The organism is Streptococcus hyovaginalis DSM 12219 (assembly GCF_000420785.1).
Lineage (GTDB): Bacteria > Bacillota > Bacilli > Lactobacillales > Streptococcaceae > Streptococcus > Streptococcus hyovaginalis.
In genome coordinates, this window is sequence record NZ_ATVP01000018.1 from 1 (window position 1) to 22,517 (window position 22,517).

Annotated in this window: 21 protein-coding genes, 1 tRNA gene and 1 rRNA gene; 2 read left to right on the top strand and 21 right to left on the bottom strand. The window is 37.2% G+C overall.

The features are described from left to right. The 20 genes from G574_RS0109750 to G574_RS0109845 all read right to left on the bottom strand — a co-directional run. Window positions 1-236 (bottom strand): 16S ribosomal RNA (locus G574_RS0109750); the annotation flags it as partial. Between the two features lie 1,101 nt (window positions 237-1,337). After that, the gene (gene ftsH / locus G574_RS0109755; RefSeq protein ID WP_029692036.1) at window positions 1,338-3,299 is read right to left on the bottom strand and encodes an ATP-dependent zinc metalloprotease FtsH; all 1,962 of its coding nucleotides are present in this window, start codon (window positions 3,297-3,299) and stop codon (window positions 1,338-1,340) included. Between the two features lie 22 nt (window positions 3,300-3,321). After that, on the bottom strand, window positions 3,322-3,864 hold the full coding sequence (hpt, locus tag G574_RS0109760; protein ID WP_029692037.1) for a hypoxanthine phosphoribosyltransferase: 543 nt from the start codon (window positions 3,862-3,864) through the stop codon (window positions 3,322-3,324). Between the two features lie 12 nt (window positions 3,865-3,876). Next, window positions 3,877-5,148: a tRNA lysidine(34) synthetase TilS gene (gene tilS, locus G574_RS0109765; RefSeq protein ID WP_029692038.1), complete on the bottom strand. Its 1,272-nt coding sequence runs from the start codon at window positions 5,146-5,148 to the stop codon at window positions 3,877-3,879. Continuing rightward, entirely contained in the window at window positions 5,145-6,431 is a 1,287-nt protein-coding gene (locus G574_RS0109770) for a serine hydrolase (RefSeq protein ID WP_029692039.1), read from the bottom strand. Before G574_RS0109770 ends, tilS begins: the two co-directional genes overlap by 4 nt. Before the next feature lies 1 nt (window position 6,432). After that, a complete protein-coding gene (locus tag G574_RS11005) occupies window positions 6,433-6,549 on the bottom strand; it encodes an SP_0009 family protein (RefSeq protein ID WP_037590751.1) in 117 nt (38 codons plus the stop codon). Next, complete coding sequence (locus G574_RS0109780; RefSeq protein WP_029692040.1) at window positions 6,549-6,920, bottom strand: septum formation initiator family protein; 372 nt, start codon at window positions 6,918-6,920, stop codon at window positions 6,549-6,551. Before G574_RS0109780 ends, G574_RS11005 begins: the two co-directional genes overlap by 1 nt. Continuing rightward, on the bottom strand, window positions 6,907-7,179 hold the full coding sequence (locus tag G574_RS0109785; RefSeq protein ID WP_029692041.1) for an RNA-binding S4 domain-containing protein: 273 nt from the start codon (window positions 7,177-7,179) through the stop codon (window positions 6,907-6,909). The genes G574_RS0109780 and G574_RS0109785 overlap by 14 nt, the downstream gene beginning before the upstream one ends. An 80-nt stretch (window positions 7,180-7,259) precedes the next feature. Then, the gene (locus tag G574_RS0109790; protein ID WP_029692042.1) at window positions 7,260-7,814 is read right to left on the bottom strand and encodes a helix-turn-helix domain-containing protein; all 555 of its coding nucleotides are present in this window, start codon (window positions 7,812-7,814) and stop codon (window positions 7,260-7,262) included. Window positions 7,815-7,931: 117 nt separating this feature from the next. Continuing rightward, window positions 7,932-11,441, bottom strand: coding sequence for a transcription-repair coupling factor (gene mfd, locus G574_RS0109795; RefSeq protein WP_029692043.1), 3,510 nt, complete (start codon window positions 11,439-11,441; stop codon window positions 7,932-7,934). Beyond that, a complete protein-coding gene (gene pth, locus G574_RS0109800) occupies window positions 11,434-12,003 on the bottom strand; it encodes an aminoacyl-tRNA hydrolase (RefSeq protein WP_029692044.1) in 570 nt (189 codons plus the stop codon). The genes mfd and pth overlap by 8 nt, the downstream gene beginning before the upstream one ends. Window positions 12,004-12,069: 66 nt before the next feature. Further along, the gene (ychF, locus tag G574_RS0109805; protein WP_029692045.1) at window positions 12,070-13,185 is read right to left on the bottom strand and encodes a redox-regulated ATPase YchF; all 1,116 of its coding nucleotides are present in this window, start codon (window positions 13,183-13,185) and stop codon (window positions 12,070-12,072) included. A gap of 201 nt (window positions 13,186-13,386) precedes the next feature. Beyond that, window positions 13,387-13,518, bottom strand: coding sequence for a hypothetical protein (locus tag G574_RS11930; protein ID WP_281167101.1), 132 nt, complete (start codon window positions 13,516-13,518; stop codon window positions 13,387-13,389). Between the two features lie 398 nt (window positions 13,519-13,916). Continuing rightward, window positions 13,917-14,264 carry a helix-turn-helix domain-containing protein gene (locus G574_RS0109815; RefSeq protein ID WP_029692048.1) on the bottom strand — a complete coding sequence of 116 codons (348 nt, stop codon included), beginning with the start codon at window positions 14,262-14,264 and terminating at the stop codon, window positions 13,917-13,919. Between the two features lie 116 nt (window positions 14,265-14,380). After that, on the bottom strand, window positions 14,381-14,572 hold the full coding sequence (locus G574_RS0109820) for a DUF951 domain-containing protein (protein ID WP_017769774.1): 192 nt from the start codon (window positions 14,570-14,572) through the stop codon (window positions 14,381-14,383). A gap of 9 nt (window positions 14,573-14,581) precedes the next feature. Continuing rightward, window positions 14,582-15,463 carry a diacylglycerol/lipid kinase family protein gene (locus G574_RS0109825; RefSeq protein WP_029692049.1) on the bottom strand — a complete coding sequence of 294 codons (882 nt, stop codon included), beginning with the start codon at window positions 15,461-15,463 and terminating at the stop codon, window positions 14,582-14,584. 66 nt (window positions 15,464-15,529) lie between these two features. Then, window positions 15,530-16,666 (bottom strand): DNA polymerase III subunit beta, encoded by a 1,137-nt coding sequence (dnaN, locus tag G574_RS0109830; RefSeq protein WP_029692050.1) that lies wholly within the window; start codon window positions 16,664-16,666, stop codon window positions 15,530-15,532. A 153-nt stretch (window positions 16,667-16,819) separates the two neighbouring features. Further along, window positions 16,820-18,187: a chromosomal replication initiator protein DnaA gene (gene dnaA, locus G574_RS0109835; RefSeq protein WP_029692051.1), complete on the bottom strand. Its 1,368-nt coding sequence runs from the start codon at window positions 18,185-18,187 to the stop codon at window positions 16,820-16,822. A gap of 245 nt (window positions 18,188-18,432) precedes the next feature. Beyond that, window positions 18,433-19,200, bottom strand: a complete 768-nt coding sequence (locus tag G574_RS0109840) for a ParB/RepB/Spo0J family partition protein (RefSeq protein WP_029692052.1) — start codon at window positions 19,198-19,200, stop codon at window positions 18,433-18,435. Window positions 19,201-19,637: 437 nt separating this feature from the next. Next, a complete protein-coding gene (locus tag G574_RS0109845; RefSeq protein WP_407829641.1) occupies window positions 19,638-20,852 on the bottom strand; it encodes a S1C family serine protease in 1,215 nt (404 codons plus the stop codon). Between the two features lie 209 nt (window positions 20,853-21,061). Between G574_RS0109845 and rlmH the strand changes: the two genes are divergently transcribed. Then, window positions 21,062-21,541 (top strand): 23S rRNA (pseudouridine(1915)-N(3))-methyltransferase RlmH, encoded by a 480-nt coding sequence (gene rlmH, locus G574_RS0109850; protein ID WP_029692054.1) that lies wholly within the window; start codon window positions 21,062-21,064, stop codon window positions 21,539-21,541. Window positions 21,542-22,051: 510 nt separating this feature from the next. On the opposite strand, the gene G574_RS0109860 is transcribed toward rlmH, so the two are convergent. Beyond that, window positions 22,052-22,125, bottom strand: a tRNA-Arg gene (locus tag G574_RS0109860). 169 nt (window positions 22,126-22,294) lie between these two features. Here G574_RS0109860 and G574_RS11400 point away from each other — a divergent pair. Continuing rightward, window positions 22,295-22,517 (top strand): transposase (locus G574_RS11400; protein ID WP_029692056.1); only part of this gene is annotated, 223 nt, incomplete at its 3' end.

Sequence of the window (22,517 nt, forward strand, 5' to 3'; positions counted from 1 at the left end):
AGTGAAGCAATTGCTCCTTTTAAATCATTAACATGTGTTAACGACTCTTATGCGGTATTAGCTATCGTTTCCAATAGTTATCCCCCGCTATCAGGCAGGTTACCTACGCGTTACTCACCCGTTCGCGACTCATGATTAATGGTGGAGCAAGCTCCGGTATCAATCATGCGTTCCACTTGCATGTATTAGGCACGCCGCCAGCGTTCGTCCTGAGCCAGGATCAAACTCTCATTAAAATTTTAAGTTCGAGCTGCGCTCAGTCAGTTATCAGCTGACTTATTGTTTTTTCTTGACAGGTTACTTCCGTAACCCGCACGTTTGGTTTCTTTATCCAGTTTTCAAAGGTCTTTATCCCCACTTGCGAGACAACTTCTATATTCTAGCAAACATCGCTTCTCTTGTCAACTACTTTGTTAGTTTTTTTTGTTTTCGTTAACCTCTAGCCCTGTTTGGAACTTTTCTATAATACTACACTACAATAATAATTGTCAACCTATTTTTGTATTTTACTCTTTTAAAATAAATCAACTTACATATAAAGTTAGTTAACTGAAAATATTAAACATCAGACCCCAATCAATCTATTCAAAGACAGCAGATACTATATTCCAGACTGCTGGCAATAAGTATTAATAGTGATCTATTCTAAAAAAATCCAGCACCTATACAATCATTTATTAATAGACGTGTTTTAGAGATTTAAGTGTTGATTGGTTATAGATAACGTTCTCATTTCTATTAAAACTTCTAAATTGGTTAATCTCATTCTTGAATAAATACTGAAATATCACACGATGAAAGAAATCCAAGCCAATAATGTGAATAACTTCATCAGATTCTCTGGATTTTTTCTAAAGAAGATTCTTGTCATATTTATTATTACTTTTTATGAGTACATGCTACCGACGAGAGGGAATAGGAAATAGAGATTGAAAAAGCAACCATATATATGATATATGGTCGCTTTCATAGAGAATTAGACTAACAACTTCTTTCTCTGATAAGTTTGAATAGAAGACTAACTTGGAGTAAAACTTAGTATTATAAACCATGCTAAATATCATCTGCCAGTGTTTAGAAGGGGAATGTTAGAACAGACTTAACCTAATAAGCAAGTGAGATCACTGAGAATAAACACAGGTAGATAAATACGTTTTAGCAATAAAGAACTTTACTTGAAACATTCTAAAAATAAGAGAAATCCTTTCAAAACGATTATCTACTGCTAGATTTGAAATCAAAATAATAAAATAGCTACTCCAATTCGCTCAAGATTGGCAGTAGCTATTGTCTCTATAAGTCATTTAACCTACCATACATGGTTATTGATATGACTTTTACTCTTCTGTCATTTTTTCCTTGATCTCATCATAAGATAAGGCACGAGCTTCTTCTTCAGAATCTTCTGTTTCTGGCATTTTGCCAGTTTCATAGATGGATTTAATCTGAGCTGCATCTAATGTTTCATATTTTAGAAGGGCTTCTGCGATCAACTTATGAGTATCACGATTATTGTTAATGATATCAGCAGCTTTATTGCGAGCATCATTTAAGAGTTCACGAACTTCATCATCGATCATCTGCGCTGTTTCTGGTGAGTATGATTTTTCTGGTGATAATTGACCAGCCATCATAGAATGACTACCCTCATACTGAACAGGACCAAGTTTGTCACTCATCCCGTACTCTGTTACCATAGCACGAGCCATTTGGCTAGCTTGCTCGAAGTCATTTGAAGCACCTGTAGTTTGAACGTTAAAAATAATTTCTTCAGCTACACGTCCACCCATAAGACCTGCCAATTGTTCTTTCATATCATCCTTAGAAAGTAACATTTGATCTTCTTTTGGCAATGCTATCATATAGCCACCAGCTCGCCCACGTGGCACGATCGTTACTTTATGAACAACTCGAGCATTTGACAGCACAAGCCCTACAATTGTATGTCCAGCTTCATGGTAAGCAACAAGTTCACGATCACGCTGAGAAACTGTTTTATTCTTTTTAGAGGGACCAGCAATCACACGGTCTTCAGCTTCATCAACGTCAGATGCATCAATCACTTGTTTATTACGGCGTGCAGCAACGAGTGCTGCTTCATTTAAAACATTTTCTAAATCAGCACCAACAAATCCTGGGGTTTGTTGAGCAACCACTTTTAAATCGACGTCATCTGCCAAAGGTTTGTTTTTGGCATGTACTCGTAAAATAGCTTCTCGTCCTTTAACATCAGGTTGTCCAACTAAAACTTTGCGGTCAAAACGACCTGGGCGTAGAAGAGCTGGATCAAGGACATCACTACGGTTAGTTGCCGCAATAACGATAATACTTTCGTTTCCTTCAAAACCATCCATTTCGATTAGCAATTGGTTGAGTGTCTGTTCGCGCTCGTCGTTTCCACCACCCATTCCGGCACCACGACGACGACCAACTGCATCAATTTCATCAATGAAGATGATAGCACGTTCTGCTTTCTTAGCATCTTCAAAGAGAGAACGAACTCTACTAGCACCGACACCAACAAACATTTCGACAAAGTCTGAACCTGAAATGCTAAAGAATGGCACACCTGCTTCACCAGCAACTGCCTTAGCAAGAAGGGTTTTACCAGTTCCCGGAGGTCCCTCAAGGAGAACACCTGCAGGAATACGTGCCCCGAGTGCTTTATATTTTTTAGGATTTTTCAAGAAGTCAACAACTTCAACTAACTCTTGTTTTTCTTCTTCTGCGCCTGCTACATCAGAAAAGCGAACTTTTACTTTCCCTTCACTTTGCGTTTTGGCTTTATTTTTACCAAAGCTCATCGCTCCGCGGGCACCACCACCGCCCTGGTTCATCATCATGCTAAAGAACACAATCATAATAACCAATGGGAGGAAGCTCATAATCACCGAAATCCAAGTACCGCTAGAGCTTTCTTGTTTTACCTTTATAGTGACACCAGCATCGTCAGCAACTTTTTGAATTGTATCAAGGGCTGAATCACTGTACAAAATAGTGCTGTTAAAACCTGTTACATCACGACTTGAGTTATCCAAAAAATTTAGGTCAGAGGAACTGTCCACTTTTTTGGCCTCTTTATAGTCTCCAGTGACCTCTAAGATCGTCCCACTAGGTTGGTAAGTCAGTGTCTTGATCTCACCTTTTTTCAATTGTTTAACAAGATTGGTATAACTAATGCGCTGGGTTTGTGAATTGCTGCCACTAAAATAATATTGAAAGGCTGTTACCAGTGAAACAATAATCAATATATATAGTAGAGAATTTTTTACAAAACCGTTATTTTTTTTATTATTCATCAAACGGAATGACTTTCTATTTTTATTTTGTGTAAATTTCTTCTTTCAATACACCTACGTAAGGTAAGTTACGATAATTTTCTTGATAATCTAAACCAAAACCAACAATAAATTCATTTGGAACATCATAGCAAACATAGTCTGCTTCAATCGCAACAGCACGACCTTCTGGTTTATCAAATAAAGTTGCAATCTTAACAGAGTTGGCCTTACGATATTTAAACATATCTCTTAAATAAAGAAGGGTACGGCCTGTATCAATGATATCTTCTACAAAAATAACATCGCGACCTTCAATATTAGTATCAACATCCTTAAGGATTTTGACCTCCCCACTCGAAGAAGTTCCTCCATGATAACTTGAAACTACCATAAAATCTACCTCAACGTGAGTATCAATGTGTTTAATCAACTCAGCCATAAAAGGAACAGCACCTTTAAGAACACCTACAAGTAGCGGATTCTTACCGGCATAGTCTTTTGTTAACTGGGCGCCTAATTCTTTAGATTTTGCGATAATTTCTTCTTCTGAATAAAGCACTTTTTTGATATCTTGTTCTAACATATATACACCATTCTATACTTTTTGAATATATAATTTACCCCTCATTATATCATGATAGTCAGGATTACTCAAATATGTTTTTCCGTCACATAAGACAGCTATGACTTGCTCTTTTTGTTCAAAAATTAAAGTCTCTCTGCGTTTATCATGAGGAATCTTTTCATCTATGAAAAAACGACGTAGCTTTTTGTTAATTCCCCTAACTCTAACCCGATCCCCTGCTTGGCGATGCCGAACAGTAACTGGTGTTAAATCTTTTAAGGGAATTACCATAGCACCTGGTAACTGTGACTCATCATATGTCAGCATATACTGTTCCAATAGAACGGATGCCCCATATTGTAACAAAACTGAGTCTTGCTGACCATCCGTCCTTGGACCTATTTTACAAATGTCAAATCGGTTGTGCTGTTTCAAAAAATAGTAACCATTCTTTAGTGGGTAATGGTAATTTTTAGAAGTGTTTAAATGTGCTAATAATTGCTCAAATTGCCTCTGACCTAGCTGTAAATCTGGTATTTCAGACAGGTAATCTTCTAAAAGAAAGCGCTGAACAGAAGATGTCTGTTGCTGAAAAACGTGACAATTTTGTTTTTCCAGATCCTGCGTTAAATCTTTCAAAGCTTGAATTAACTCACTGACTTCCTGACCGTGCCTCAAAAGGGCTCCTACAATGTCGCTATTTTCCTTTTCTAACTGGGGAAAATAACTGTTTCGAACACGATTGCGCAAATAATGATTGCTATAGTTACTCTCATCTTCAAAATGATACAACTTTGGTAAATCTGCTTTTGAAAAAGAAAGTAGTGGACGAATCAACTCACCTGGTCCAAAAAATTGCCTTTCTTTGATTCCTGACTGATAACGTAGCTTACTCCCTCTCATAAAGCGCATAAAGATGGTTTCAGCCTGATCATCCGCATGATGTGCTGTCACAAGAGCAGTATAGCCTTCTTCTTGCATAATCGCTTTAAAAAAAGCATATCTAAAATCACGCGCCTTTTTTTCAGAAAATTTTCCCTCAAAATAAGCAACATAAAATGGAAGATGATGTTCCTCTGCCCACTTTCTTAAGTAAGTCTCCTCTTCTTTTGATTCTGGACGTTGTTGGTGATTAACATGAACAATGCCGATGTTAATGTTAATAGTTTCACGTGAAACATACAAAAAATGAAGTAAATTCATCGAATCTACTCCACCAGAAACGGCAATTAGAACCTTTTGATGGTCATCAAAAAAATGTCTTGCTGTTATATGTTGTAAAAAGTCCGCTTGTTCAATCATTTCAAAATCTCATAAATAGCATCTGCTATCTCAGTAATATCTTCGTAATCCGCTTTATCAGTCATTATCGTTAAAATAAACGGTGATGAGGTATAGATAATCCCTGCATCATGTTTGAAATCATAAGCATCTCCGATTTTATGTGATACTTTTTCCTTAATATTTTTAGAAATGCGTTCACCATCAAAATCCGTCTGTGAAAGATAGTCCAATACTTGGCCATTTTGGTAATAAAGAGCTTCAAGAATATTTCCAATTGTTTCGGGTGACATTTGACGCGCTTCCATATCCCATGATTGTCCCGAAGCAGCGCTAATAACAGATTGGTAATCTTGTCCAAATTGATCCGTGACATAGTAACCCAACATATTGCTCGCAACGTTATCTGATTGTTGCGCAACTTTTTTCATTAATTCATCAACAGAATAAGCTTTCTGATTGGCCTTTTTGGGTAAACTACCACTACCACTAGGATCATAAGCACCTGCAAAATCATTTACCTTCGAGGTATATTCAAATTTGGTATCTTTGGAAATTTTTCCTTGATCGAGGGATTCTTGCGTATAGTATAATATCGGAAGCTTGGCTAGACTAGCTGCATACATCGTTGACGAACTATTGATCCCAGCTGTCAGCCCTGTATCTAGCTGCTTGACATAAATACCATAGTGAGCTTTCTGGTATTTTTTCGTTAATAAAGCCTGAACAGCTTCCACTCTAGTATCTTGTTTTGATAATAAATCTGCTTTAACCCAGCCATAGTTGTCAATCTGATAATAGGTACCTGCATGTGTTTGTGCTCTCGCAGTAACTATAACCTGACTATAATTTTTGGGTTTACGAGAAACTTCTCGGCTTCCTTTGACAAAGGGACTATCATAGACGACATCAATCGCTCGCGTCCAATAAGTCTCTGAAAGAATAGTTTCTTCCAACACCACATCTTCGTAAAAAGCTGTCTTATCTGCCAACATATAGAATTGAGAATCTAAAACATATACAGGTAAGCCTGATTGATTCAGAATGACGGTACTTATAGCAAGGTCATCCGTAGTATCTAATGTTTTAGCAGGTGTTTTTAATTCAGGATCTTCGTAAATAGAGACTGGCTTAAGGAGTACAGGATTTTGAGGAGTATGCAAATCTCTAGGATTTGTTCCAGAAGCTGTCTGTGAGAGCTGGTACCGTTGAGCATCTGTCAGTTCAAAATCAATTTCTGTACTGATGGCCGTTAAGGGTTGGCATAAGAAAGGAAGTAACATGACAAAAAGTAGTAATTTCATGTTAAATGTCTTCTTCCTCCCTTTCTTGTCGAAGTGCTTGATTTTTTTGAGACAACTCTTCAAGCTTATCATCAGAATATTTTAAAAATGTTTCAATAGTTTCAATTAAATTTTCCATTATTTCGGTAGTAAATTAGGAACAGGAAAAATCAGTTCACCTTTCTTAGAATAGTAATACTTAGCTCTAGCATACTTTGCTGCAAAATCATTATCTTTTAAACTGTTAGCCAACTCTTTTTTATCTTTAACTTCTTGTGAAACTGACTGATAATCTTTTTTTAACTGAATCACACGCGCTTTTTTATCTTGTAAATTGTGGTAGCTACTGATTAAATTATAGGTCGGTAGAATAAAGAGTAGCATCACCAAAAGTAGCAACCATCCCATAAAGCGATGACGTTTGGCATTTTCTTCAATTTCATAACGCCGTTTTAACTTTTCGTCTTTAATATAGTCATTGTTAAGCTGAACAACATTAGGCTTCTTCATCTACTTCCACTCGCTTCTCGCTAATGATTTCATACATTTTTTCAGCATCTTCTTTTTTGGTGCTATCTTTCATCTCTAAAACCCTTACGGTTAGAAGTTTATTACCAAAACGTACTTCTACTTCATCGTTTAATTTTAAATCCGTGGAAGATTTTGCTAAAACACCATTAACTTTAATACGGCCCTTATCAGCTACTTCTTTAGCCACAGGACGACGTTTGATGATTCGTGATACTTTTAAATATTTATCTAGACGCATACTCTTCTCCTTTTGAGGCTGTCTTTTTTATTTTATCATTTTTTTAGAAAAATAGTAGAAAAAGAGAACGTGGAGCCCTCTTACCAGAATATTAACGCTGAGATAATTGTGCCTGCAAAAAAGATAATAAAAATAGCGAAAAGTAAACTTACTGCAAACCACATTTCACTTAAAAAACTTGTTTTGACATTTTTCTTAGGGTCTAAAAAATGCAAAATATCAGCATAAGTCTGTAATTGACGATTTTTTAGGATATATAAAACTTGAAATACTGAGTGAAATAGTGGAATAGCTAAAATGATAAACAAAATAGTTATCTGATTAATACTTAACAAATATCTCAGTGGGAAAAGCATTGAAAATAAAAACCACGAAATTCCTCCAATAATAAGCCACTTCTTAAATTGCGACTGGTCAACTTGATGTTTCATAAAATCAACATCTCCTTTAATTAGATTATCTAAGGAAATATCGAAAAAGGTTGCCATCAATAAGAGTGAGTTGATATCGGGATAAGTACGACCACGTTCCCAATTAGAAATGGTTTGTCGAGAAACATAAAGTTTCTCTGCTAATTCTTCTTGAGACAAACCTCGCTCTTTCCGTAAATCAATCAAACGTTGATGTAGCTCCATTTCGATCTCCTTGATAACTTTAGTCTAATTAACTCTAGCTTAGTTTACCATACAAGTATATTGACATGTGAGATTTTTCATGTCAAAAGGTTTTGTCAAAGTGGTTTTATGGCTGCTTTAATCCTTATTTTTCATTTTACGTTCCTTGATTTCAACAAATCCTTGCCCAAACTGAATCAGTTCTTCTAGAATCTCGTAATCTTTTTTATTTCGGATATCAAAAATTACCTCAATTTTACCCTGATGCTCACTGATACGAGCTTTGAGATTGGTTTTTGATAGGGCTTCAAAGTAATCTTGAGTCAAAAAGAGAGTCTGCGTGACTTTTTCAAAGCGAATAATCACTTGATTCTCCTTACGGTCAACTAATTCTGTAAAAACACTGTCAAGGTAGGCTTTGACAAGACCGATTTCAAGTAGATAGGCGACTTGATCAGGGTATTCGCCAAAGCGATCAATCAACTCATCCTGAAGTTCTTCGTAGGCAGCGCGTGAATCAATTTCACGGATGCGTTTGTAGATTTCAATTTTCTGACGTTCATCTGAAATGTATTGTGTTGGCAGATAAGCATCAATTTGTAAATTAAGCTCAGCATTGCCTTTCTGACGGACCTGTGATTTCCCTTGTTTCTTTAAAATAGCATCCTCTAAAAGTTGGGAATACATTTCAAATCCAACTGAATCAATGAAACCACTTTGTGAGGCACCTAGGATATTACCAGCACCTCGAATGGACAAATCCCTCATGGCAATCTTAAAGCCAGATCCCAGTTCTGTAAAGCCTTTAATGGCGTCTAATCTTTTCTCTGAAACTTCTGTCAACACTTTATCAGGGCGATACATAAGGTAGGCATAAGCGATACGATTGGAGCGCCCTACACGCCCACGAAGTTGATACAAGGTTGACAAGCCCATATGGTCTGCATTTTCGATAAATAGAGTATTGACATTAGAAATATCAACACCTGTTTCAATAATAGTTGTTGCTACCAAGACATCGTAAACCCCTGCGATAAAGTCTAAAAGGGTATTTTCTAGTTGAATTTCACTCATCTGACCATGAACAATACCAATGCTTGCTTCGGGGATTAACTCCTGTAATTCAGAGGCCTTTTGTTCAATGGTATCAACTTTATTGTAAACGTAGAAAACCTGTCCACCACGGTCTAATTCTCGTAAAATAGCTTCTCTAACCATTCCAAGATTAGTTTCCATCACATAGGTTTGAACAGGGTAACGATTAGTTGGAGGTGTTTCAATGACTGATAAGTCTCGAATACCAAGCATTGACATATGAAGTGTTCGAGGAATTGGTGTTGCTGTCAAGGTCAAAACATCAACCTTAGTTTTCAATGCTTTCAGTGTTTCTTTGTGCTTGACACCAAATCGTTGCTCTTCATCAATGACAATCAAACCCAAATCCGAGAAATTGACATCTTTAGAAAGAAGACGATGCGTTCCGATAATAATATCAACTCGCCCTTTGGATAATTCTTCTAAAATAAGGTTCTGCTCTTTCTTACTTTTAAAACGACTGAGTTCCTCAATGTTGACAGCTTGGTTGTTAAAACGTTCTTTAAAGTTGACATAATGTTGATGTGCTAAGACTGTCGTTGGTACTAAAATAGCTACTTGCTTGCCATCATTGACTGCTTTAAAGGCCGCCCGCATAGCAACCTCTGTCTTACCAAAACCAACATCACCAACTAAAAGACGATCCATAGGCTTGTCAGCTTCCATGTCTTTTTTGATTTCAGCAATGGATCTGAGTTGGTCTTCTGTCTCAACATAGGCAAAATCATTGTCGAATTCACGTTGATTGTCATCATCAGGCGAAAAAGCGAAGCCTTTGAGTTGACTACGTTCAGCATACAGTTTTAACAAATCGTCAGCAATGTCTTCAACTTGTTTGCTGACTTTTTGTTTTGTTTTTTGGAAGCGACCATCATTAAGCTTATTAATTTTTGGCTCTTTACCATCAGCTGAAACGTATTTGGATAAACTTTCAATTTGTTCAATCGGTAATGAAATACGATCTGAATTTTGGTATTGAATGGTTAGGTAATCACGATGAACACCTTTGATTTCTAAAGTTTCAATCCCAAGAAATTTACCAATACCATGTACTTGATGAACAACGTAGTCACCTTTTTCAAGCTCGTTATAGTCTTTGAGACGTTCCGCATTAGAGATATTAGAGCGACGGGCTCGACGTTTTATTTTTTTATGGAAAATCTCACGTTCAGTGATCAAAACTAACTTTTCATCAGCTAAATAAAATCCGCTTGATAACTGCCCAATAATAAATTGAGCTTGATAAGGAATAATCTCTTGAGCATCAGAAATTAATAACTCTAAGGCATACTCCTTAAAGATCTCTTGTAAACTTTCTAAGGATTTCTGAGAGTCCACCTGCACTAAAATGGTCGCTCTTTGTTTCTGATAACGATGAATCTCATCTACCAAGAGTGGAAATTGGTTGAAAAATTCCTGCATTGGGTATTGAGTCATGTTATGCAGGGCATCAAATTTAAGATTTCCTAAACCTTTATGAAAATTAGAAAAGAAGGTTGCTGGTTGATATTGACGTAAGATTTGGTAATTATCGGCAAAATAAACTTGACTTGACACAACTTTACTGTCTTGTAAATCTTCTGTCAAAAGATTGGCTACTTCCATTTCAAAACGTGCATGACGATCCATCAGCTTTTGAAAGTCATCGATAAACAGAATCGTATCCTTGGTAAAGTAATCAAATAAACTGTAGCTTTTCTTATAGAAAAAACTAAGAATGCGTCGGATATCCTTATGACGATAACCATCTTTAGTGACTGATAAAAGGTCGGTCAGATAGGCTCTTAAGTCATCACTGAGACTCTTTTCAATGGCTTCTTCTAGTTTGATAGTAGCTCGTTGGAAATCATCTGGGTTTAAGATAATATCTGTCGCTGGTGAAATGGTGATTTCCTCTAAGTTATCCAGGGATTTCTGACTCTCACTATCGAAGGTACGAATACCATCAATCTCATCACCAAAAAACTCTATCCTAAATGGATACTCTTCTGTCACCTCAAAGATATCAAGAATATCTCCCCTACGGCTGTACTCCCCAGGACTCAATACTTGGTTAACACGTTCATATCCTAAGTGTGATAGCTGATTTACAATATTGTCAAGTTCTTTGTCAACTCCCGTTGACAGTTTGATTTGAGCCTTTTGATAGCTTATAGGATTTGGTAATAGTATTTTAGTACCAATAATAGAAGTTACCAAAATACCAGTTTTTGTCTTATCCTGTAGAAAATTTAAACTTTCTAAGCGAGACAGAGTACGATCAAGCGACGAAAAAATGAACTCTGCAGCGGCGACATCATCAGCAAAAAAACTATAGATATACTTTTCATCTAATAGTGCTGATAAATCACTGATTAGCTGTTCTGCTTCATTCTGGGTAGAAGTTACAATAACCATTTTCCCTTGATGATATTGAAAAGCAGTTGCAATGGCCAAGGCCTTACTAGAAGCAGACAAGCCCATGACCAATTGACGTCCTGTAGCAATCTGCCCAAGCCAATTTTGAATGGTTTTGTTTTTTACTAGTAAATTTGTTAACCCTAACTTAGCCATTGTATCGTCTCATTGTATCTTCAAAATTATTGGTTTGTAAATAATGATTGACAGCATTGTCAACTTTACACAAGGTATTATCAATGGTTATCATTTCTTCTGTTGAGAATTTTCCTAAAACATGGTTGATAACAGTCATGCCATTTTGAGGGCGGCCGATACCAATTTTAATACGGTCAAATTCCTGTGTTCCGATGTGGGTAATGATAGACTTGATACCATTATGACCACCCGCAGAGCCTTTCTGTCGGAAACGAATTTTACCAACCGCCATGTCTAAGTCATCATAAATCACAATCAAGTCTTCTATCGGAATATTAAAATAGGTCAGAAGTGCCTTGACAGCAATACCACTCTTATTCATAAAAGTGGTTGGTTTGATGAAATAAACTTTTTCACCATTCATAAAGCCGCTTGTCACATAAGCCTTAAAGGTTTTATCCTCTGTAAACTTTAAGTTAAGTTCCTTTACAATATTGTCAACTGCCATAAATCCAACATTATGACGGGTATTATCATACTTTGAGCCAGGGTTGCCCAAGCCTACAATTAATTTTGTCATCTTATTCTCCAATACAAACACAAAAGGACTGGAAGTAACTTCCAGCCGGTTCCTATTTTAAAAATCTTAAACGTTAAAACGGAATTCCATGACATCGCCATCTTGGACGACATAGTCTTTTCCTTCTTCACGCAAGCGTCCTGCTTCTTTGACTGCTTTTTCAGACCCGTAGTGCACCAGATCATCATAGGACATGGTCACAGCACGAATGAAACCTTTCTCGAAGTCTGAGTGGATAATTCCCGCTGCTTGAGGAGCTTTGATACCACGCTTAAAGGTCCAAGCACGAACTTCTTTTTCACCAGCAGTGAAGTAAGTCCCTAGTCCTAACAGGTGGTAAGCTGCACGAGTCAGTTTATCAACACCAGACTCAGTCAAGCCAATTGCTTCCAAGAACTCATCTTTATCTTCATCATCAAGTTCAGAAATTTCTTCTTCTGCACGAGCTGAAATCACAACGACCTCTGCATTTTCAGTAGCTGCAAAGTCACGGATAGCCTTGACATAGTCAATATCATCTGGCTCTGCGACTTTATCTTCATCAACGTTTGCCACATAAAGGACTGGTTTGGTTGTCAAAAGAAAGAGACCCTTAACCACTTTTTGTTCTTCGTCTGTAAAATCAACTGTACGAGCTGATTTACCATCTTCTAGAACTGGTTTAATTTTTTCAAGAACCTTAAATTCAGCAACAGAATCTTTATCTTTTTGAGTACGAGCCATTTTCTCAACACGCGCATAGCGTTTGTTAATAGATTCTAAGTCGGCCAAGATTAACTCTAAATTGATGGTTTCAATATCAGCAATCGGATCAACAAAATCTGATTCACGCCCCTGCTCACGCATAACATTTTCATCATTAAAAGCACGAACCACGTGAACGATAGCATCCACTTCACGGATATTAGCCAAGAATTTATTACCTAAGCCCTCACCACGAGAGGCACCTTTGACAATACCGGCAATGTCCGTAAATTCAAAGGTTGTTGGAACAGTCTTTTTAGGTTTGACCAATTCTGTCAACTTAGTGAGGCGCTCATCTGGTACCTCAACCATACCAACGTTAGGGTCAATGGTTGCAAAAGGATAGTTAGCAGCCTCTGCTCCTGCTTTTGTAATTGCATTAAAAAGGGTTGATTTCCCAACGTTTGGTAACCCTACAATACCTGCTGTTAAAGCCATGTGTTTTTCTTCTCCATTTAAAAATTCAATCATAGCTATTATAGCAGAAAATAAAAGAAAAAGCCTGCCAATGAGCAAGCTTTTATGGGATAATGTAGCCTTTTACCAAAATGATATCAAGCCAATGGACTCTAGTAAAGCATAAAGAAGTAAAAGTAAGCATGCCGCCAGAAGGATATTTGCAAAAATCAGCCAAAAATCTCATACGAGCTGCTTGATATCTCGTTCTAGCTTTTCTACAACGCGCTCAACAATCGTTTGTGCCTCTTTTTCTAAAATTAGCTCATCTAGGGACACGTCAAGAATCTCTGCTAGCTTAATGGCATTTTCCATATCTGGCGTTGCCCCGCCTGTTTTACATTTGGCCGTAAGGTAGAAATCTATGCTTTCGTAGTTGCACCCTCGCAAGGCTGAAGAGAAATTTCGCAGGTCCGAAAGGAACAAGAAAATTCGATCAGCTCCTGAGATGTGAAATTTGGTGGGAGATAAAGAGTTCTTCAGCTAAAGTCTCCTGAGATAACTTTTTAGCAGTTCGATATTTTTTGAGCTACTCTGCAAATACAGCCATGGTCGTCACCTTTAATATAAGGAAGTAAGTCCTTATTTTCCAGCACTTTTAGTAGCCATTTCTAGTTGCAAAAGCTTTAATATCAGTAATTGGCTCCTAGAACTTCTGTTGCGCCAGCATATTTTCAGTCCAAGTGGCTACGATTCATTTGTAAGTAACAAGCTCAATTAAAAATGGCAACGATTGATTTTAAAAACCAAGATAGCATTCCTAAAACAGGAAAAAGTAACCACCAATAGCCAGCTAAAAATTGCCAAGCATTCATTGGGCTTTCCACTTCTTGGCTTTCAATAACGATTTCTTTTTCGGGTTCCTTACCCAAAACTAGAAAATCAAGACTAACTTTGAAAATATCTGCTAGTTGGACTAGTTTATCTAAATCTGGCGTAGCCTCACCTGTCTCCCATTTCGAGATTGCCTGGCGGGAGATATATAGTTTTTCTGCCAAATCGTCTTGTGACATCTTTTTAGCTGTTCTGAGAGACTTTAGTTGTTGTGCTAAGTGAGTCATCGCTCTACCTCCAATATCTTTCTAAATTTAGAGTAACTCATCATGCTGATATTGCCTAGCAGTAGTTGGACGCAATATCGCAACTAATAGTTGCAGATTGTCAACTAGCTTTTGCTTTACAGGACTTTCTTTAGTTTTCGTTCAAAATCATGACGACTCATCATAACCACATGATCACAATTGGTACAGCGGATTTTGATATCAGCTCCTAGTCGGATAACTTCCCACCGATTAGCCTTTTTACCCGTTTCTTTGATGACGCAGGCATGGGGCTTTTTCATTTCAACTTGGCTTCCTACTTGATACATCATATCTCCTTAGTAATAAATATAGCGTTCTTGACAATAAAGGGTTAAATCATTGGCCTGACTGACTTCACCATCATATTGGTAAGAGAATGGTTTGGAAGAGTGTATTCTGACCTTGTGAGTTTCCAAGTGTTTAACAACCTTAGATCGTTTGTGGTGCTTCAAAACGAGATCTAATAGGCCTCTGAGATGGCTCCAAAAATGTTTTCTTGGAATATAGACAAGATCAATGATTGGCTTTTGAAAGGATGTGTCAGGCCATATGGTGATACCACCACCAAAATATTTATTTTTCGCAATCGATAGAAAAAATGAGGACTGCCACTGATATGTCGTCTCATCTAGAGTAATTTCCAACTCTTCTTCTGACACATGTCCTAGATGTTTGAGTGCAAAAAAGAGATAGGTCAATTTCCCTAAACCTAGTTTTTTTAGAAATCCTTTTACAGATGATTGTTCTGGCGAAGCAATAACCTTAGCCGCAAAACCGATATCTAGGCTATTTAAGATCGTACCATTATTTGTCTGCATCACAAACATTTTTTGACTTCTTTTCACCTGTATGGCGGTCATTACCTTATCTAAATCTTGAATAGATAAAGCATGAGCAAAATCATTTCCAGATCCCGTTGGATAATAGGCAAAAGGAAGCTGAGCTGGCCAATAATCCAATGTCTTAGATAAGGTACCATCACCACCTAAAATAAGAAGCTGGTCAATATTACTGTCAAATGTCTTTAAAATGCGCTCAACCAAGATAGCTTCCTGGTCTTTCTTTTCTGTCAAGTGAATCTCCAAAGGTATGTCGGGATAATGCTCGTGAATGGCCTTAATAATCGTACGGGCTGTTGCAAACCCAGCCTGAGGGTTAGCTAAAATATAGAGAGTCATATTTTTGGGTTAATCTCATTAGGTTAATAAAATGATAAAAACGGCCTAGGGACCGTTTTTAAAACATTAATTGGTTCTTACAGGCGTAATCAATTGAATAAAGTTTTCGCTATCATCACCTGGTGTCAAAGTAAATGGACGAACAGGTGATAAGAAACGGACACGGACGGTTTCACTCTTAAGCGCCTTAAGAGCCTCTATTAAGTAAGTCGGATTGAAACTAATCGTTAAATCACTACCTGATAATTCTTCTGTGTCTAGCTCTTCGTTCACTTTACCAACTTCTGGAGAATTAACATGGGCACTGACTGATTTACCAGTAATTTCCAGTTTCACCGTTCCATTTTGTGTCGCATTTGAAACCAAGAAAGCACGTTCCATAGCTTGACGAAGGTTAGCTGTTTTAAAGACAACCTCCGTTTCAAAATTATTGGTTAACAAACGGTCAGTATCAGGATAAGCCCCCTCTAAAAGACGAGTATAGAAACTGATATTCTCACTTCTAAAGAGAATTTGGCTTGCAGAGAAGAAAATTTCTACTGTTTCAATATCGTCTGTAAAAACGGCTGAAAATTCGCGTAGGGAACGACTTGGAATAACAACATCGAAGTCTGAAGCTTTCTTATCTAGTGTTAATTGACGTTGACTCATGCGATGAGAATCTGTCGCAACAGCTTTAAAAATATGGTTATCTTTTAAGCTAACATGAACACCTGTTAAAATAGGACGACTTTCTTGGGTACTTGCAGCAAAAGCTGTTTCTGAAATCACTTGTTTTAAGGTTTTGGTTGCAAGCGTCAAAGGATTTGTGGTATCTACCTCTTGTAAACGAGGGTATTGCTCAACATCTTTTCCTTTTAAGGTAATTTCTGATTTACCACTTGTTATCTGGACTTGATAATTATCAATTTCCTTAAAATCTAGGGAAACATCTGGCAAACTAGAAACAATATTAATAAAGAAACTAGCTTCTAGCAAAATGGCACCAGGAGAAATCACCAAGAGACCAGCATTTTCTGTTTCTGTTGAGATAAAATGTTCAATCGAGATTTGCCCATTAGATCCTGTTAAAGTGATTCCTGAAGAAGTCACATCGATTTTGATTGTGGATAAAATAGGAATAGCATTTTTAGAAGAGATTGCACGTTTAGTGGCATTTAGAGCATGTAGGAAAAATGACTTGTTAATGGCAAATGAGATCATAGGAACTCCTTTATTGATATAATATTATATATAGTATTAGTAGTAGGCCTTGTTGATAATGTGGAAAAGTCTCTAAAAGCAAATAAAACTAGCCAAAAAGACTTGTGCACAAATTGTGGATAAAATGCTACAAAATTTAAAAGTTATCCACAACTACTTAATTTTATTTTTGAGCGTTTCGAGTTCAATTCTGAGACTTTCATCTTGCGCTAGCATATTCTTGATTTTATTGTAGGCATGTAGAACAGTGGAATGGTCACGTCCTCCAAATTCTTTTCCAATTTTAGGGAGAGAATTGTCAGTCATTTCACGAGCCAAATACATGGCCACTTGGCGGGCTAATACAATATTTTGAGTACGCTTGGTGGCTTTTATTTCTTTTACAGTTACGCCATAAAACTTACCAACCATGGCTTGAATTTCTTCTATAGGGATGACTGTTACTTGAGGACCATCTTTTTTACGAGCTCGGATAGCTTCAGCGGCAACCTCTACTGTGATCACTTGTAGTTTTTTAAAGTTAGCGACTAAGCTAATGTCTTTTAGGGCTCCTTCGAGATCACGGACATTAGAATCAAATTGTCCAGCAAGGTACTCAATGGTTTCGTTGGGAAAATCAAACGCATATTCTTGAATTTTATTGGTCAAAATAGCGACACGGGTTTCAAAATCAGGAGGTGTGATGTCTACGGTTAATCCCCATTTGAAGCGCGTGACCAAACGGTCTTCCAAATCATTGAGATGGTCTGGGTTACGATCACTTGTTAAGACGATTTGTTTGTTATTAGCATGAAGAGTATTAAAGGTATTGAAAAATTCCTCTTGAATTCCCGCATTTGTTGTTTTCTTAGGAAGCGATTGGATATCGTCAATAAGGAGCACATCAAGTGTGCGAAAGTTCTCTTTTAACTCATCCATTGTATTAAGTCTTAGGTGTTTGGTGAATTCATTCATGAAATTTTCAGCCGTAATATAACGAATCCGTGCATTGGGATTAGTATTTAAAACAGCATTCCCGATGGCATTTAACAAGTGTGTTTTTCCTAAGCCTGGTCCTCCGTAAATGAAGAGTGGGTTATACGTTGTACCAGGTACTTCAGCTACGGCCATAGAGGCTGCGACAGCCCATCTATTTTCATCACCCTGTACAAAATTTTGGAAACTGTACTTATTATTGAGATTGGACTCTAGATGTGGGACAGCCACGTTATTTGGTGAATGCTGTTCAGTACTCTGTTCAACTTGAAATGTGTTAAGAGGTTCAAGATCTTCTTCTGAAAAGATGTATTGATTGCTAATCTCTGTGTTAAAAATTTCAAACCCTGCCGTTAGAGTGAAGGGCTGTAGATTTTTCTCCCAAAACAGTTCTTTTACTTCGCTATCTAGGAGGATTGTTGCGACATCATTTTCGATTTTAACTAATTTAGCATCTGTCACAAAGAAATCAAAAGTAGCTTGTTTCAGTTGGCTATGAGCCAATTCTAAAACTCTATTCCAAAAAATACGTTCGTTTTCGGTCATAGCTTCTCCTTTAGTAAGATTGTCTTGCTAACATTCTAGCATAAAGCGGAATGGTTTTCCACAAGTTTAGGCAGAAAAAAGTGGTTTTTCGATAAGTTTTCCACAATGGTGGAAAAGGAAATACACATTGTTTACTTTAGTTTTCCACAAGTTGTTGAAAACTAAAAAATCCCTTATTATTAAAGGGATTTCAAGGGTTTTAAAATGTTTATAATATTGCTTTTTAGTTCCTTTTTATAAACAACTTATTTTAGCATGTTGATAACTCTGTTAAACTCTTCTTCATTTTGAAACGAGATGGTGATCTGCCCTTTTTTTTGTTGAAAGCCAGAAATGTGAATAGGCAGGCCGAGCGTTTTTTGCAGCTCCTTTTCAATGTCAGCCTTAAAAGGATCGCCTAGTTGCGTTTTAGGTCTTTGAGATTGTTTTTTGAGCTCCTTTTCAAGTTGATGAACGCTCCACTGATGTTGAATAATTTTTTGGAACCAATGATCCTGTTTCTCCTTAGGAAGCGCCAATATTAATCTGGCATGTCCTGGAGAGATCTGATCAGCGATAATGGCATCTTGTAATGAGGGAGATAACTGTAAGAGTCTAATCTGATTGGAGATGTAAGGTCTAGATTTGCTAACTAAGTCTGCCAATTCCTGGTGGGTTAGAGAAAGTTTGTCCAAGATATTCTGGTAAGCTTTGGCTTCTTCAATGGGGTTAAGATCTGCTCTTTGTAAATTTTCAACTAAGGCTTGCTTCATACTTTCTTGATATGAGGCTTCTGTGATAAGAGCTTTAATCGTTGTTTTTCCCAGGTATTGATGGGCGCGTAGGCGACGCTCTCCAGCAATTAGTTCGTAACCAATAATATCTGATGGTCTGACAACAATCGGCTGAATTAAACCATTATTAGCGATTGATTGTGCTAGCGATTGGATATCGTCTTCCTTAAAAATTTGTCGTGGTTGATTAGGATTAGTTGTAATATCACTAATGGCAATTTCTTTTAAAATATCTTTCATTGTCTTTCCCTATTCTAAAAAAGAGCATACTAGAGTGGGGCAGTTTCTCACTTTTTCTTTCAATTAGTTATATGATTGACGGTGGTCATCAAAAGAAACAGTTATGATGGCGGGGAACATCGAACGTTAAAAGAGCATCAAGCGGGAACGATGTGGCTGTAAAATTACGTCTATAAACAAAAACCAGAGGCTGATAGATCTATTCAGCCTCAAGTTATATCATTAGTAATTCCTATAAATGGCGGGAGTGTGATCCAGAGTTCTCTGGTTAGTAGCTACTCCAACTTGTCTATGACAGCTTTTACGAGGAGTATTATTCTAGTTTCAGTTCCTAAAAACATTTGAGAGTTATAGCTGGAGTCGCTTCAATTAGTAAGGCGAAATGGTAACTAGCGAAGCTGCTTTGAGATCTTGCTTAGGCCATTTTTCACGACTTTTTAATTACGACTATCTAGATCTTGTGTAGATTTGGTTAGTTTGATATCCGTTGTTTGCTTGTCTTTTCCACGATAATAAGTCACTTTTATAGTGTCCCCAATTTCATGGCCATAAAGAATACTTTGGAGATCACTTGATGAAGTGATGTCTTTATCATCAATTTTTGTGATCACATCATATTGTTTTAGTTTATTAGAAGCAGGCATACCTTCTTGAACTGATGCGACAACAATCCCTCCAGTGACACTTTCTGGAATCTTAAGCTCTGCAATGACACTGGTTGATAGCTCTGTAAGGTCAGCCATGGTAATTCCTAGTGCTGGACGAGTAACTTGTCCATTTTTCTCTAGCTGGTTGATAATTTTAATGACATCATTGGATGGAATGGCAAATCCCATACCTTCAACAGCTTCTCCAGCATTAGAAGTTGATGAGATTTTACTTGAATTGATACCAATAACTTGTCCCTTGATATTAATAAGAGCACCACCAGAGTTTCCAGGGTTAATGGCGGCATCTGTTTGAATGGCATTAGTTGAAATGGTTTCTCCATTGTCATTTTTTAAAGTAACGGTACGGCTCAAGCTGGATACAATACCTTGTGTTACTGAGTTAGCGTACTCAGTACCAAGAGGACTTCCCATGGCGATAGCAATTTCACCAACGTTTAGTTTGTCAGAATCTGCAAATTCTGCAACAGTTGATACTTTATCAGCTGCGATTTTAACGACAGCTAAATCAGAATATGTATCAGCTCCAACAAGGTCTCCCACTACTTTAGTACCATCAGACAGCATGATTTCAATGCTTTCAGCCCCATCAATCACATGATTGTTAGTCACAACATAGGCTGATCCACCAGATTTTTTGTAAATGACCCCAGAACCTTCACTGTAAACATTCATGTCATTATTATTGGCATTGCTATCATTTTGCCCACCAAACATCTGCCTATAAAAGTCATTTAGAGAAGAGTTTGACGATTTTTGATAATTAATCACCGAAACAACAGCATCTTGCACTGTTTTAGCTGCCTTTGTTGTATCGGTTGTGTTGTTATAGACCACTTTACTTGTCGTTGTTGTTTGGCCAGTATCATTTAAGGACAAATTGGAGCGTCCTGATAGATTTAGCATAAGGTAAGCGCCGACAAGCCCTGCTAAAAAACCAACGAGAATAGTCGGTAATAATTTGATTTTTCCATTTTTTTTCAAAGAGATTCCCTCCATTTAACGATATTTTATTTTGGAAAAGAATAAATGAATTGTCTTAATTATAGCTTAAACTCTTTCAAAAATAAAGTATCCACAACCTGTGGATAAGTTTATAAAATTGTGGAACTTAAGGGACAGAGATATCCTTTTTAGCTATATAAACATGTGGATAAGGTGTTAGGAACATGTTTATATGTTATAATGAAGTTATGAAGATTAGAGTCATCAGTGTTGGAAAACTAAAAGAAAAATACCTTCGAGAAGGTATCGCAGAATATCAAAAACGACTGAGTCGCTTTACCAAAGTAGAAGTCATTGAACTAATAGATGAAAAAATTCCTGATCAAGCTAGTCAAGCTGAAAAGCATCAAATTTTGACTAAAGAGGGTGACCGTATTTTATCTAAAATTGGTGATAGAGATTATGTCGTAGCTTTGGCTATAGAGGGAAAGCAAGTTGCTTCAGAAGTATTTGCAAAACAACTGTCAGATGTTACCTTGAGGGGACAGTCGACGATTACTTTTATTATCGGGGGGAGCCTGGGTTTAGATGATCGTGTCAAAAAAAGAGCCAATCACTTAATGAGTTTTGGACTGTTAACCCTGCCTCATCAACTGATGAAACTGGTTTTATTTGAGCAAATTTATCGCGCTTTTATGATTCAACAAGGGAGTCCCTATCATAAATGATCCTTGAATAAGGTACCTCACCTCGTGTCACCATAGAATATTGTGAATATAGGACTTCATTTATCTTTAAGTAAGTCTCAAGGATTTACGGGTCATGCTTTATTCTTATTATGATTCTTGGTTTTGATAACTTTTAGAAATCTTGTCACTTAATGGTGCTTTTACTGACTACTGAAATTTGCTGTCTATCAGGAAAATTGTGTGAAAAATAGTGAAAGATATCTCAGAATGTAGACAAACTACATTTGGAAATTAAACTTAGTAGCTATGCAGAAACAAGCGAGCGAAGCGAGCCTAGACCGAAACTTTCAGCTGTGATGAAAATACTTGAAACGTCGGCGTTTCAAGTGTTCGGAGTATTTCGGGCTAAAAAGGTTTGGGAGACCTTTTTAGGTTGTCGGATGGAGACAAGAAAGCGACAAAAGGCTCAAATATCTTCCCTTGGTGCTTATTTATTAGGAATAAAAAAAGACCGAAATAATGGTATCGATCTTTGGTAATTTTAAATCATGATCCCAGCAGGATTCGAACCTGCGACCGTTCGCTTAGAAGGCGAATGCTCTATCCAGCTGAGCTATGAGACCAGTCCTTAACTTCATTAGTTTATCAAAAAATAAATCAATCCGCAATAGTAAAAAAAATTTGAAAAAAAGCTAGATGTAGCGTTACAATAGATGTGAGACTTCTAGAAGTCAAAAAGAAGATTCCCTGATATGATAAGAGTACCACGACTCATCAAAAAGGAATCTTCTCATGACTAGTATATCACAAAATCTTCGCTATTTACCACATACTCTAGAAACACGTTACCACGCGGTTAAAACCTACCAAAATGGTGCCTCTGTCGCCTTCATCTGTCGACGCTACAAGGTCTCAAAAGCCTCTCTCATGCGCTGGAACAAGCGATTCGACGGAACTAAAGAATCGCTGAAAGACCATTCCCATCGCCCTCTAACACCACATCCAAAGGCTCATA